Source organism: Robinsoniella sp. (genome assembly GCF_034124845.1).
In genome coordinates, this window is the sequence record NZ_JAWYAJ010000344.1 from 1 (window position 1) to 14,935 (window position 14,935).

Annotated in this window: 10 protein-coding genes; all 10 read left to right on the plus strand. The window is 44.9% G+C overall.

Annotated elements, in window-relative coordinates; genetic code table 11:
• Positions 1 to 78: 78 nt before the first annotated feature.
• Complete coding sequence (locus ACH2DQ_RS17290; protein ID WP_395027596.1) at positions 79 to 1,389, plus strand: ABC transporter substrate-binding protein; 1,311 nt, start codon at positions 79 to 81, stop codon at positions 1,387 to 1,389.
• Between the two features lie 192 nt (positions 1,390 to 1,581).
• Positions 1,582 to 2,481, plus strand: coding sequence for a carbohydrate ABC transporter permease (locus ACH2DQ_RS17295; protein WP_394910781.1), 900 nt, complete (start codon positions 1,582 to 1,584; stop codon positions 2,479 to 2,481).
• On the plus strand, positions 2,478 to 3,311 hold the full coding sequence (locus ACH2DQ_RS17300) for a carbohydrate ABC transporter permease (protein ID WP_394910782.1): 834 nt from the start codon (positions 2,478 to 2,480) through the stop codon (positions 3,309 to 3,311). Before ACH2DQ_RS17295 ends, ACH2DQ_RS17300 begins: the two co-directional genes overlap by 4 nt.
• A gap of 30 nt (positions 3,312 to 3,341) precedes the next feature.
• Complete coding sequence (locus ACH2DQ_RS17305) at positions 3,342 to 5,876, plus strand: glycoside hydrolase family 2 protein (protein WP_394910783.1); 2,535 nt, start codon at positions 3,342 to 3,344, stop codon at positions 5,874 to 5,876.
• Positions 5,877 to 5,894: 18 nt separating this feature from the next.
• Positions 5,895 to 9,056 carry an alpha-mannosidase gene (locus ACH2DQ_RS17310; RefSeq protein WP_394910784.1) on the plus strand — a complete coding sequence of 1,054 codons (3,162 nt, stop codon included), beginning with the start codon at positions 5,895 to 5,897 and terminating at the stop codon, positions 9,054 to 9,056.
• A gap of 29 nt (positions 9,057 to 9,085) precedes the next feature.
• Entirely contained in the window at positions 9,086 to 11,344 is a 2,259-nt protein-coding gene (locus ACH2DQ_RS17315) for a pyruvate formate lyase family protein (RefSeq protein ID WP_394910785.1), read from the plus strand.
• The gene (locus ACH2DQ_RS17320) at positions 11,325 to 12,245 is read left to right on the plus strand and encodes a glycyl-radical enzyme activating protein (protein WP_394910786.1); all 921 of its coding nucleotides are present in this window, start codon (positions 11,325 to 11,327) and stop codon (positions 12,243 to 12,245) included. Before ACH2DQ_RS17315 ends, ACH2DQ_RS17320 begins: the two co-directional genes overlap by 20 nt.
• Complete coding sequence (locus ACH2DQ_RS17325; protein WP_394910787.1) at positions 12,242 to 13,243, plus strand: ROK family protein; 1,002 nt, start codon at positions 12,242 to 12,244, stop codon at positions 13,241 to 13,243. Before ACH2DQ_RS17320 ends, ACH2DQ_RS17325 begins: the two co-directional genes overlap by 4 nt.
• Positions 13,233 to 13,874 carry an SIS domain-containing protein gene (locus ACH2DQ_RS17330; RefSeq protein ID WP_394910788.1) on the plus strand — a complete coding sequence of 214 codons (642 nt, stop codon included), beginning with the start codon at positions 13,233 to 13,235 and terminating at the stop codon, positions 13,872 to 13,874. The genes ACH2DQ_RS17325 and ACH2DQ_RS17330 overlap by 11 nt, the downstream gene beginning before the upstream one ends.
• Positions 13,875 to 14,035: 161 nt before the next feature.
• Positions 14,036 to 14,935 (plus strand): uroporphyrinogen decarboxylase family protein (locus ACH2DQ_RS17335; protein ID WP_395027601.1); only part of this gene is annotated, 900 nt, incomplete at its 3' end.

A 14,935-nucleotide genomic window follows, 5' to 3' on the forward strand; every position in this document is an offset into this window, starting at 1 on the left:
AAAACGAACCTCTGTAATGATAGTATAAGAGCATCTTAAAAAACAAATAGAAAAACAAATTTTGAAGGAGGATTTAACATGAAAAAAAGGATTGCGGCTTTATTAATGGTTTCCCTGACAGCTTCCGTGCTGGCAGGATGCCAAGACAAGGAAACACAGACAGAGGCATTAACTTCCGGTGCAGCCACCGAGGAAAGTACTTCAAAGGATGCGGCAAAGGAGGAGGGCTCCAGTGAAACGGTGGAGATCAACTACCTTACATACCGTTCTCAGGCGGACAGGCATCCGGAGAAGCTGATTGCGGAGTTTGAAAAGCAGAATCCCGGAATCAAGGTGAAGTATCAGGTGGTAAAGAATATTGATGAATATTTAAAAGCACAGCAGGTGAGAATGCTCTCAGGCACGGATATTGATGTTACTACCGTACGTCCGGAAAGTATTGAAGATTATGTAGAAGCAGGATATCTGATGGACCTTACCGGCAATGAATATCTGGAGAATTATAAAGAAGGCATGCTGGATAAGATTACAAAAGACGGTAAGGTCTATGGTATTGCGGATGCCATAAACCTGATCGGTGTCTATTACAATAAAACCATGTTTGAAGAGAATGGAATTAAAGTTCCAAAAACTTACCAGGAGTTCATAGATGCCTGTAATACGTTTAAAGAAAAAGGCATATACAGCATGGCGAACGGATGTAAAGACGGGTGGCCCATAAACTTTGATATCTATACGTATATGCATGATCTGATTGTCAAAGACCCGGAAATATTTGAAAAGGCAAACTGTGGAGAAATCTCCTATACGGATCCGGTGTTTACAGATGCGTTTAAGAAAATAGATGATTTTTACAACGCGGGTTATATTCATCCTGATGCGATGAGTTTTACCGGGGATGATGCAGTGTCACTTTTTGTCAGCCAGCAGATCCCCATGCTTTGCCAGGGTGAGTGGCAGGCTACCGTTTTTGATGATGCTCAGTTAGAGTTTGATCTGGGGGTTTTTGCAATTCCCGTAGAAAGTACGGATGAGACCGTGATTCCGGTATCGGTGGGCTCCTATAATGTTGGAATATCCAGTACCAAACATCCGGAAGAAGTGAATAAATTCCTGGAATTCATGTCTTCCCAGGAAGGGGCGTCCATCATTGCAAATCAGATGAAATCATTCAGTCCTGTGAAAGGAGTAGAGCTGGAGGGGGATTCCGCTATGAACTTATTTAATTCTTTTCTGGATAATAAAAGTGCGGATTTCTTTTACTCCAGCCAGAATGCAGAGGATAACTCTGAATTTGACAAACTTCTGCAGGAAATGTTCCTGGATGTCATTACACCTGACGAGTTAGCACAGAGATTAGCTGATTCCAGGGAGCGTACCACATCATAAATGAGCAGTTCGAATCAATCATCAGAGCGAATCGTAACAATGAATCATAACGGATCATCATAACAGAACAGATCATGCCTGGATGGAAAATCACAATCATTAAGAAATTAAAAGTGGTGATTTTCCATCTGTTTTCTTAAACAGGATACCTGTCTGGGTTTTCAGAAATGATGAATGAGAAAGGGTAAAATTATGAATCAAAAAGCAAAGAAGAAAGGAAAGAACTGGCTGCCGTATCTGTTTATGCTTCCCGCAATCGTAATATTTTTGTTTGTGTATGCCGGACCGATGATGGCAACGGCTGTTCTTGGATTTACGGATTGGAATGGAATTGCACCGGATTTTGAATTTATTGGTTTCAAGAATTTTATCAAAATTTTTACAGACAAGAGTCTTCAGGAACCGCTGCTCAATACATTTGAGTTTACGATTTTAACCGTAGTGATCCAGGGCGTATTGGCACTTCTGCTGGCAGTTGCACTGAACAGGAGCTTCCGTGGCAGGAATCTGTTCAGAACGATATTTTTTCTGCCCTGTGTGGTATCTATGGTCGCGGTAGGGTATGCCTGGTCCCTGATTTTCAACCCGGTGATGGGGCCGCTGGGGATGCTTGCAGATCATTTTGGATGGGAATTTCTCTCCAATATTAAGTGGCTTTCCGATCCCAAGATTGTCATGTATTCCATTGTGCTGGTAAATGTGTGGCAGTGGACCGGTTACAATATGGTGATTTACCTTGCAGGACTGCAGTCCATACCCAGCCAGTTATACGAAGCAGCGTCGATTGACGGTGCCGGTAAAGTACATCAGTTTTTTAAGATTACTCTGCCGCTGGTTGCACCATCCATCACGATTAATACTGTCATGGCGACTATGGGTGGATTAAAAGCCTTCGACCTGATGTACGTTATGACCAACGGAGGACCGGGACACGCCAGCCAGACTTTTGCCATGGCAAGTGTGGATGCATTTTTCAGGCAGAAGGATGCGGGACTTGGATCCGCCATGTCTCTTCTGATGTTCCTTATGATTCTGCTGGTTTCCTATGTACAGAACCGGCTTTTAAGTAGGAGAGAGGTGGGGGTTTTATGATTACATATAATAACCGATTGCAGAAGTTTTTGAAGATTCTTTTACTGGGAGTAATTGCGTGTTTTGTCATGGCGCCTATTTTAATTGTAGTTATTATTTCCTTTAAGACAGAACCGGAATTTATGAATACAAATTTTATGCCTGGTTTTCCGCTGCGTCTGGATAACTACGTAAAAGTCTGGAAAGATGCGGATATACCAGGGGTCACGTTTACCAGCCTGACCATTACCGTGTTTGCTGTGCTGGGACAGGTTTTTATAGGTTCCCTGGCAGCTTATGCAATGACCAGCATGAAATTCAGGCATGCAAAATTATTCTCTGCTCTGTTTTTAATTCCGCTGGTGTTTGCAATTCAAACCGTTATTTTTCCGCTGTTTATGATCTATAAAGAATTACATTTACTGAATACGAGATTCGGATTGATTATTATTTACATAGCAACAGGTCTGGCTACCTGCATTTTTATATTTACGAAGTTTATGCAGACGGTTTCCAAAGAAATTCTGGAATCCGCACAGATTGACGGAGCCGGACATTTCCGGTCTTATTTCCAGATTATGCTTCCACTGACGAAGGCGCAGATCTCAACCATTGGAATTATCAATGGTCTTGGGGTATGGAACGACTTTTTCCTACCCCTGATGATGTTCACGGACGGTTCCATAAAAACGCTGCCGCTGAGCATGTATACCTTCACTACGGAATATGGTCTGAAATGGACGCTGGTAAGTGCGGATATTGTCTTCATGATGCTGCCGATGGTTATCATCTATCTGCTGCTTCAGAAATATATCATTGAAGGTGTGGCTGCCGGGGCAGTCAAGGGGTAATCTGGCATCAGGAAAGTTGAGGGAAAGCATATGATTTACAGCTTATCGAATTGTGAATGGAAAGTAAAAGGATATTATCCATGGGTTCCGCTGAAAGACCGCAGTATGGAAACCGGAAAGGAACTGCTTGGAATTACAGACTGGCTCAAAGCTACGGTTCCTGGTGGAATCCATTATGATTTATACAAGGCAGGACTGATCTCGGATCCATATAAGGATATGGACAGTTTCAAATGCGAATGGGTGGAAAACAGATGGTGGCTTTATAAAACAGTGGTACATAGCAAGGTGATTCAAGGGAAATACCAGTCCCTGATTTTTAAAGGCATTGACTATCAGGCAATTATTTATGTAAATGGAAGGGAAAAGTGCCGGCATGAAGGAATGTTTGAGCCAATTATCCTGGATATATCAAAGGAAGCAGCATCCGGAGAAGATCTGGAAATAAAAGTATTGATTATGCATGCACCGGATGAGATGGGGCAGATTGGAAAAACATCTCAGACTTTTACACAAAAAAGCCGCTTTAACTATAAATGGGATTTTTCAACCAGGCTGGTGAATCTGGGGATCTGGGACGATTGTTATATCCGTTTTGAGGAGGATGCCTGTCTGGAGGAGCACTTTATTTCTTCGGACTATCAGGATCAGAAGGGATATATCAGCTTTCAGGCGAGGATACAGGAGAAGTCTTCCGGGGCGGGTAAATATGAAGTGGAAGCAGTTCTGGAAAAGGATGGCGTAAACATACAGCAGGCATTGCCGGTATCGGCGAAAAGAGTAACCGGGTGTTTTGTGGTGAAGAACCCGAAACTCTGGTATCCAAACGGATATGGAAGCCAGGAATTATATCATTTTAAGTTGACATTAAAAAAGAATGGCAGGATTCTGGATGATTATGAGGAAGAAATTGGTATCCGAAGCATACAGTACCGAAACAATGACGGAAGTCCGGAAGAAGCACTGCCATATACGTTTTGCATAAATGATATACCTGTTTATATCAAAGGTGTAAATATGACACCCCTGGATCATATCTACGGAAATGTCTCGAACAGCCATTATGAACATCTCGTTAAAATGATGAAGAATATGAATGTAAATATGGTACGGGTATGGGGCGGCGGGGTCATTGAAAAGGACGTTTTCTACCGGCTTTGTGATCAGTACGGCATCTTAGTATGGCAGGAATTTATACAGTCCAGTTCGGGGATTGATAATACACCTTCCAAACGCCCGGTTTTCCTGAACCTGCTGAAAAGAACAGCGGAATCGGCACTGCGCAGGCTCCGAAGCCACACCGCTCTGACCGTGTGGAGCGGGGGAAATGAATTGACGGATGATGATTTTGTGCCGGCGGGATATGAGGATGAAAATATTGCAATGTTAAAAGAATTGGTGGAATCAATGGATCCCCAAAGGCTTTTCCTGCCCACATCAGCGTCCGGGCCTAATGAATTTATCAACAAAGAGGAAGGCGCGAGCCATGACATACACGGAAACTGGAATTATATGGGGAATCCCATACATTATGAATTATACGCAGGTTCTGACAGTCTGTTCCACAGTGAATTCGGAACAGAAGGAATGTGTTCCGTAAGAAGCCTGGAAAAATTTCTTTCGGTAGAACACCGGACGCTTCTGCCGGCAGAGGAAAATATGGCGTACCGGCATCATGGAGAATGGTGGTGTACATATAAACGGGATCAGGAAATATTTGGTGACCGGACAAACATGGATCAGATGTCCAAATGCAGCCAGTGGATGCAGGCTGAGGGACTCAGATTCATCCTGGAAGCCAACCGGAGAAGAAAATTCCACAACAGCGGAAGCATTATCTGGCAGATCAATGAACCCTGGCCCAATGTGTACTGCACCAGCCTGATGGATTATTATCTGGAACCGAAAATGGCATACTACTGGAGCAAAACGGCCTTTTCCGATCTGGCAGTATCCCTGGATTACCGCAGACTGGATTATCAGCCGGGAGAATTGTTTCAGGGGACGGTCTGTGTGGGAAAAGAGCAGCCGGAGGCTGGGATGGAATATCGGCTGACCTGTGAAGTGCTGGATTTGAAGGGGAGCAGGATTCTTTTAAAAGAGCAGGCAGGGAAAGCGGAATGTACAAGAACGTTAAAGGCGATGGAACTCCAATTTATGATACCCCAGACGTTGATTGATATGTTTGTAGTCAGGTTACAGGTGAAAATGAATGAGCAAACCAGTGAAAATCTATATTTCTTTGGCTGCGGGGATGGACTGCCCTATGAACGGGCAATGAAGATGGATAAGGGAGAGCTGACGGTAAAGCAGGAAAAAGATGAAGCTGGGGTAATAAAAGCAGTAATCAGAAATGCAGGGAATACTCCGGTGCTGCATATCCATCCGTATTGTGAGGAAGCCTATGATCTGATCTGTGACCGGAGTTACATTACTCTTTTTCCAAATGAAACGGCAGAAATAAGGATAGCATATACGCCGAAATTTGAGTCCGGATTTTTGAACCTTCAACAGGAAGAGGAAAGTGGAATACCCAATATAAAAATGGATTATTTTAACCGATAGGGTTACTGGAGGTATGACATGGACAAATATATGATAGAAAAGCTTGGGCATCGTATCCGGGAGCTGGAAGGGTATATCCATATGGAGTCTGAGCCGGTAAGGGAGTTATGTTATCTGAAGAAGGATGACAGCCGATACGCCAGTCCGGGAATGGATGATTCGGGTTGGCAGGATTTAGGCAGCGGACAGGAATGGGGCGGCAGAGATCAGGTCATATGGATCAGGGGGAAGATAAGGATACCACAGGCTTTCAGGGAGCAGACACTGGATTTAAGAGTGGAGGCAGGGCCACGGGAATCGATGGAAATAAAAGCAGAAGCAATGCTCTATATAAATGGCAGAGAAGCCTGTGCCTTTGATCAGTGGCATTCCAGGATGCGCCTGAACGCTGAGACCGCAAGCGGCAAAGATCTTGACATTGCCCTGCGGGTCTGGTCTGGGATGAACCGGCCGGAGCAAAAGCGGCATTTTCAGGGAATCTGGCTTGAGACCGTTCATAAGGATACGGAGAAGTATTATTATCTGGCGAAGATCCTGTTTGAAACTATTCGGGAGCTGGATCAGGAGGATTATCGCCGAATTGAGTTGTTGAAAAAACTGGATCACAGTTTTCACTGCGTTGATTACCGAAACCCAGGCAGTGAAGAATTTTATAAGAGCATCAGCAGTGCCTATAGATATCTGAAGGAAAAATATAAGGCGGGGAACCTGGCTGGAGGCGGGAAACCAACGGTCGCAGTATGCGGGCATACCCATATTGATATGGCGTGGCTGTGGCGGCTCTGCCATACGGAAGAAAAAGGCGCCAGGAGCTTTTCTACCGTGCTCCATTTGATGGACCGGTATCCGGAATATAAGTTTTCACAGAGTTCCCCATTGCTGTATGAGATGATTCGCAATCATTATCCCGGACTGTATGAGAGAATTAAGGAAAAGATTGGTGAGGGGAGATGGGAAATAACAGGTGGAATGTGGGTGGAACCGGATACGAATATTCCCGGAGGAGAATCACTGGTGCGCCAGATTTTATACGGAAAGAAGTATATCAAAGAACAGTTTGGCAAAGATACAACGGTTTTATGGCTGCCGGATGTGTTTGGATATTCCTGGGTGTTACCCCAGATCTTAAGAAAAAGCGGAATTCGCCTGTTCTGGACAAACAAGATGAGCTGGAACCAATACAATAAGATTCCATATGATACATTTCTGTGGAAGGGAATGGATGGGTCTGAGATTCTGACCCAGCTTGGAACCTGCCCGGAAAAAAATGTGACCTGGGGGAGTACCTACAATGGTGTCATTGCCCCCTGGGAAATTAAGGGAACCTGGGACAGATATCAGCAGAAGGATATCAATCAGGAAGTGCTTATGCCATTTGGATGGGGGGACGGAGGCGGAGGACCCACCAGAGAAATGCTGGAAGCTTACGAGGTAATGGAAGACCTGCCAGGCATTCCCAAAGTGAAAATGAAGCACGTAGAAGAATTTGCAAAGGATCTGGAAGCACGACTGGAGCAGGAGAAAGTACCTGTCTGGGACGGTGAGCTATATTTTGAATATCACAGAGGCACCTATACTTCCCAGGCTTTTGTGAAGCGGGAAAATAGAAAAGCGGAGGTGCTGTATCACGATATAGAATTATTTGCCTCCCTCCGAGATATGTTGTCCGGATCAAAGAAATATCCTGCAGAGGACCTGGAAAGAAACTGGAAACAAATCTGTACCAACCAGTTCCATGATATTATTCCGGGTTCCGCAATCAGAGAAGTCTATGAGGACGCAGCCAAATCCTACCGTTCAATCCGTCAAGAGGGTGAAGAATTAAGAAATCGAGCACTGGATGATATTACAGGCGGTGTAAGAACACTTAGCGGCGGCATAATGGTATTTAATTCTCTGCCATGGGAGAGAAGCGGGTATATCAAAATAGCAGATGTTCCTCTGGACCGGGTATTGATGGATGGGGAAGAGATTGTGCCGGCTCAGTATCATTTGGAGGAAGGGAGAATTTCGGCAGAATATCTCTTGTATGAAGTTCCGTCCTGTGGTTATAAATTTTACCGGTGGGAACAGGGTAATAATAATTTCCTACAGGAAACAATACAGGAAACAAAGGTGTGGGACGGAAAACTGGAAACCCCATACTATCGAATCGGCTTTAATCAATCTGGGCAGATCATAGAGATTTATGATAAGGAATTCAGGAGAAATGTATTAAAAAGCGGAGGGCTTGGGAATGAGCTGTGTGTATTTGAAGACAAGCCGCATCAGTTTGATGCCTGGAATACAGAAATCTATGCCTATGAGAAATCTTACAGTATTACAGAGCTGGAAGAGGCGGTCATAGAAGAGAGCGGACCGATTAAGACTGTGGTAAGGCTTATTTATCGGTATAACCGGTCCAGAATCTGTCAGAGAGTTACGGTATATCAGCATAGCCGGGAAATTCGCTTTGATAATCAGTGCGACTGGCATGAGAGCAATGTTTTGCTGAAAACGGGATTTGAACTGGAGATCCGCTCTAATCATGCAACTTATGATATTCAGTTTGGAAATCTGCAGAGACCGACCCACTCCAATACCAGCTGGGATTATGCCCAGTTTGAAGTCTGTGCCCATAAATGGGCGGATTTGTCGGAGGGAAACTATGGGGTGACACTGATTAATGACTGCAAATACGGCTGGGACATCAAGGACAGTAAAATGCGTCTGACCTTAATTAAAACATCCTCCTATCCGGATGAACATGCAGATCAGGGCGGACATCTGTTTTCCTATGCACTGTTCCCCCATGGTTTATCCTGGAAAGAGGCAGGCGCGGACCGGAAAGCATATGAATTTAATTATCCGTTTTATACCAGGGAAAAATGTCAGGACAAAGAAGGGTATCTGCCGGAGAGATTTTCAGCAGCGGGAACCGATAGCAAGAATGTTGTTTTGGAGACGATAAAAAAGGCGGAGGACGGAAATGGCTGGATCTTCCGCGCTTACGAGTGTATGCAGTACCGGGGACAGGTGAAGTTTTATTTTGGAAAAGTGCCGGTGAGAGTGGCTGAGTGCAATCTCATGGAAGAGGAACTGGCGGGGATTAAGACTGAAGGCAGCGGTTTTTCCTGTGAGATGACGCCATATGAAATAAAGACATTTAAAATTCTATTTGAAGAAGAGAAAAAGATATAGGATAACGGATATCGGAACAGGAGGCAGATATGTTTACAATTATGAATGAAAGCATGCTTTCTACCAGTGAAAAAATCCGTGTAATGAAAGAGTTTACGGATACTTATCGGAAGTATGAAGGTGCACCGGCGGCAATCCGGGAGGCTATGTGCCTGAAAGTACAGTTCCCGGCTGTGATGGGACAGATGAGGGAAGAAGATCTGTTTGCCGGAAGGCTGGGTGCCCTTCCAATCGGATTTAACCCTCAGGAAGAGTGCCAGCAGCTGGGATACTATTTTGACGGATATCATTTTCAGAAAATCATGGAAGAGGATATTACTGCGGAACAGAAAATAGTTATGGAAGAGCTGCAGATGTTCTGGGAGGACAACGATACTACAGGCAAAATAAAAAAAGCATATGGGCGGAAGCTGAGCAAAGCAATTCCGGATAAATTTTATCCCTATGAAAGAGCAGCGGCATATGCCCTCTACCGCATTTCAGGAACCCAGTTGAACTATGGGTACTTGTTAAATTATGGGATCGAAGAATTACGACATATGGTGGCAGCTAAACAGAAAAATTGTGATGAGAAGGCAGCGGCATTCTACAAAGGATTGGAAATTGCCCTGGAAGCCCTGTCAGATACCTGTCTGTATTACCGAAATATGGTACTGAAGATGCTGGAAGCGCCAATGGAGGAACAGCGTGCCCTTCATCTGAAGGAACTGGCAGAGGCGCTGCTTCATATCAGTACAGGGAAACCGGATAGTTTTCTGGAAGCCATTCAATTGGTGATCTTGTACTGGCTGCAGTCGGGAAGCCTGAATCTGGGCAGAATGGATACGTATCTGGCATCCTACTACACCGCTGATGTGGATCATGGCAGAATCACGGAAGCAAGAGCGCTGGAGCTTTTGAAAGGGATGTGGAAAGCCCTCTCTGTGCGGAACAAGCCTTATGACACCCGGGTGGTAATCGGTGGAAAGGGAAGAGAAGATACCCAATCGGTTGACCGGTTCTGCGGGCTTGCAATTCAGGCTACGATGGAACGAATGGATGTGGTTCCGCAGCTGACTCTGCGATTTTCCCATGATACCCCCGAGTGGATTATGAAGAAAGCTTTTGACTCCATAGAAAAAGGCGCTACGTTCCCCATGCTCTATAGTGATGACGTCAATATACCCGCTGTACAGAAAGCATTTGGGGTCAGCCTTCAGACGGCACAGGACTACTGCCCTTACGGATGCGGAGAATATGTGATTGCCCATCAGAGCATCGGAACGCCCAGCGGTCTGATTAATCTGTTAAAGGTACTGGAAGTGACGTTAAACAATGGACATGATATCCATACCGGAGAACAACTGGCGCCGGAATGGGGCGGGATCGAAGATTTTCAGACTTTTGATGAACTGTTTGATGCCTATAAAAAGCAATGTGCGTATTTTCTGAAATACCTTGCCATACAGGAAGAGACAGAATATAAAATAGCAAATCAGGATTGCGCTTTTCTTTATTTCAGCCTTCTTTACGATGACTGTATAGAACGGGGAAGGGCATTGCTGGATGGAGGGATACGGTACCTGGGAGGAACCCTGGAATCCTACGGAAATATCAATACGGCTGACAGTCTGACGGCTGTCAAAAAGCTGGTATACCAGGAGAAATCTATTGATGCGGGCACTCTGCTGAAGGCATTGAAGAGTAATTTTACTGGCTATGAAGAAGTAAGGAGTAAGCTGCTGGATGCGCCAAAGTATGGAAATGATCATGATGAGGCTGATGCCATGGCACAGATGGTACATGAACACATTTGTACGGAAACCGCAAAAGCAGGAAAGAAGTATACGGATCTTCACAGTTATCTGACAGTCACAATTAACAATAATGCCAATACCGTTCTGGGCAAACATACCGGGGCATCTCCGGATGGACGCCTGGCACATACCTTTATGGCGAATGCCAATAATCCTTTTCATGGAAATGACAAAAATGGACTTACAGCCATGCTGAATTCACTGGTAAAGCTGGACCCGTCTATTCATGCGGGGTGTGTTCAGAATATTAAATTTTCAAAGCAGATGTTCTCTGACTACCGGGACAAAGTACGTGCCATGTTAAATGTCTATTTCCAGTCTGGAGGAAGTCAGGCGATGATCAGTGTAATTGGCCGTGAAGATCTGGAACGTGCCGTGCGGGAGCCGGAGAAGTATAAAAATCTGTTGGTCAGGGTAGGCGGTTTCAGTGCAAGGTTTGTAGAATTGCAGGAAGAGGAGCAGCGGGAAATCATTGCAAGAACATTATATTAAATCAAAAAGGAAAGGATGCATTTTTGATATTCAGAGATGCTGTGTGGATGACGGTCCTGGTATCAGAACAACAGTGTTTCTGAAAGGATGCAATCTCAGGTGCAGCTGGTGTCATAATCCGGAGTCATTTGTCCGGGAACCCCAGCTTTCATATGAGGATTTCAAATGCAGCGGATGCCGGAAATGTGAAATGGTGTGCCGTCAAAATGTACATAGATTTGTGGGAAAAAGGCATGAGGTTGATTTTAAAAAATGTAACCTGTGCGGGGAATGCATGAAAACCTGCGAAACAGGGGCAGTCACCAGGATTGGTACATGGATGGACCATGAGGAAATTTTGGAAATAGCAGCAAGAGATAAAAAATATTTTGACGAAAGCGGCGGCGGTGTCACATTTTCCGGCGGGGAACCTGCTATTTGGAAGGATTTCTTGATTACCCTGCTAAAGGGTTGCAAGGAACGGGGGATTTCTACGGCAATTGAAACAAATGGCATTGGTGCCGGAGATGCTCTGTCAGAGATCATGAAAGTGACAGATTTGTTCCTGCTGGATTTTAAACATTCGGACAGCCAAAAGCATATGAAGTATACCGGCAGAGGAAATGAAGACGTTTACCGGACGTTAGAGCTGCTCAATAAAGGGAAAAAGGATGTAATTCTCAGATGCCCCATCATACCGGGGGTGAATGATGACGAAGAACATCTGGTGACGGTGCAAAAGCTTAAGAAAAGATTCGGGTGCATCCGTAAAGTTGAAATAATGCCCTATCACAGTGCCGGAGCAGGAAAATGGAAAAAAATTGGACTGGAGTACACTTTGAGCCATTTAAAATCCATGGATACAGAAGAAAAAATAAAACTGGAGAAAACCTATTTTGGATCTGGGGGAAGCGGAATATGAAAAAATTACTGGGAGTTGATATCGGTGGTACGAAATGTGCGGTTCTGGACGGAGAAGCCAGCGAAGAACAGATACTTATCAGAAGAAAAGAAGTTTTTGAGACAAAGCAATATCCGAAGCCGGAACATGCACTGGAGAAAATAGAAGAACTGATTCATAAAATTGCTGGGAATGAGATACACCTTTACAGCGGTATTGGTATCAGTTGCGGCGGTCCTCTTGACACAAAATCGGGATGCATCCTCTCTCCGCCCAATCTGCCGGGCTGGGATCATGTAGAGATTACTGCCTTTTTGAAAGACAGGTTTGGCTTACCGGTATATCTGCAGAATGATGCAAATGCCGGGGCACTGGCGGAATGGAGGTACGGTGCGGGTAAGGGGCTGTCGGATCTGGTGTTTCTGACTTGTGGCACGGGCCTTGGAGCGGGGCTGGTCTTAAATGGAAAATTATATGCAGGTTGCAGGGATATGGCTGGGGAAGTGGGGCATGTGAGACTGTCGGAATTCGGTCCCGTGGGATTCGGAAAGTGCGGAGCCTTTGAGGGATTTGGAAGCGGCGGTGGAATTGCCAACTTGGCGGAATTAAAAGTAATGGAGCTAACCCAGAGGGGCAAAAAACATCCGCTGACAGAACTTGGAATTACAGCAAAAAATGTGTTTGGACTTGCAAAAGAAGGGGATAAACTGTGCAGGGAAATATGCGATACAGCGGGGGAATATCTGGGAAGAGGAATTGCAATTTTAATTGATATTCTAAACCCTCAGGCGGTCATAGGAGGAAGCATATTTGCAAGGAATTATGATTTGCTTATGCCGGCGGTGACCAGAGCAGTGGAAAGGGAATGCCTCCCGGCATCGGCTGAACACTGCAAAATTCTCCCGGCAAAGCTGGCAGAGTCCATTGGGGATATGGCGGCACTGACTACGGCTTTGGGGAACGGGGCAGGGATTGGAATGGAATTGAACAGGAGCAGGGGTATGCAATATGAAAGATAAAACAGAAGATATTTTTACTTGCCTTTACATAAATTTCCCGGCATTAAAAGAATTTGCAGTGGAAATTGAATCTGCTTTTTCCATTTTATCGGAGTGTTACCGTATGGGTAATAAGGTGCTGGTCTGTGGTAATGGCGGCAGTGCAGCAGATTCAGAGCATATCGTTGGTGAGCTTATGAAGGGATTCCGGCTGCAGCGGCCATTATCTGCCAGCCTGAGAGAAAAAATAGACCGGGAATTTGAGGGAGAGAACCTGGCGGATTATTTGCAGGGAGCACTTCCCGCTATTTCTTTAACATCTCAAGCGGCTTTGATGACTGCGTTTAACAATGATGTATCTCCGGATACTGTTTTTGCACAGCAGGTACTGGGGTACGGGAAATGCGGGGATGTGCTGATTGGAATCACAACTTCCGGAAATTCCAGGAATGTAGTAAACGCTGTAAAAGTGGCAAAAGTGCTGGGCATGAAAACAATTGGCGTTACGGGAGCAGGAGGAGGTATCCTGGGCGGACTTTGTGATGTAACTATTGCGGTGCCGGAAAGTGAAACTTACCGGGTCCAGGAACTGCATCTTCCGGTATACCATGCACTCTGTGCGGCAGTGGAGAATGAACAATTCGGCTTTTAGAGGCAGTGGAGAATGAACAATTCGGCTTTTAGGAGCAGAAGAGAATGAATAATTCGGCTTTTACAGGCAGAAAAAAATGACCTATTCGGCTCGCATCGGCGGAGAAAATGAGCCGGTTGGCTTATATCAGCAGTTGCAGATAATAATATGGAGGCATAACTATGAATGCTAGAGAAAAAGTAATGAGTGTATTTAATAGAAAAGAAGTACCGGAGGGGGCAATGTGGACCGGGCATCCCAGTGATGAAATTATTCCGCTGCTTGCACATGCCTGGAAGATACAACCGGATCGTGAAGCTATTTTTAACTATTTAAACGATGATGTCCGCTGGATTGGAGGCGTAAACTGTTACCATGCGCCGGACGGGAAGCCAGCATTTGATTATTTTTGGAACATGGAGAGAGGAATTTCTCTAAGCTGTCCCGGATGTTTTGCCGAATGTGAGGAAATCAGTGAAATTGATGCATATCCATGGCCGGATGTGAGCAATTTTGATTTTGCTGAGGTGATTGCCCAGATGGACAAGCATCAGGATAAAATGATTCTGGGTGGGATATGGAGCGGGTTTTTCCAGGATTTATGTAATTTTTTTGGAATGGAAAACTATTTTGTGAAAATGTATACGGATCCTGAAGTTGTCGAGGCGGCTACGGAGCACATTGTGGATTATTATGTGGCAGCTAACGATAAAATGCTAAAGGAGACAGGGCACCGCTCAGATGTTATGTTTATTGGAAATGACTTTGGTACCCAGAGGAATCTTATGATTTCACCGGAACTTTTTCGGAAATTTGTTATGCCATCCCTAAAGAGGCTGATTGATGTAGGAAAGAAACATGGCAAAAAAGTGATGGTTCATTCCTGTGGATCCATTCATCAGATTATACCGGACCTGATCGACGCCGGAGTTGATATTCTCCATCCTCTTCAGGCACAGGCATATGGTATGAGTGCTATAGAATTGCAGCAATATAAAAATGATCTGGCATTTGTGGGCGGAATTGATGCACAGTCGTTTTTTGTAAACGCAACGCCTCAGCAGATCCGGGATGAGGTGCAT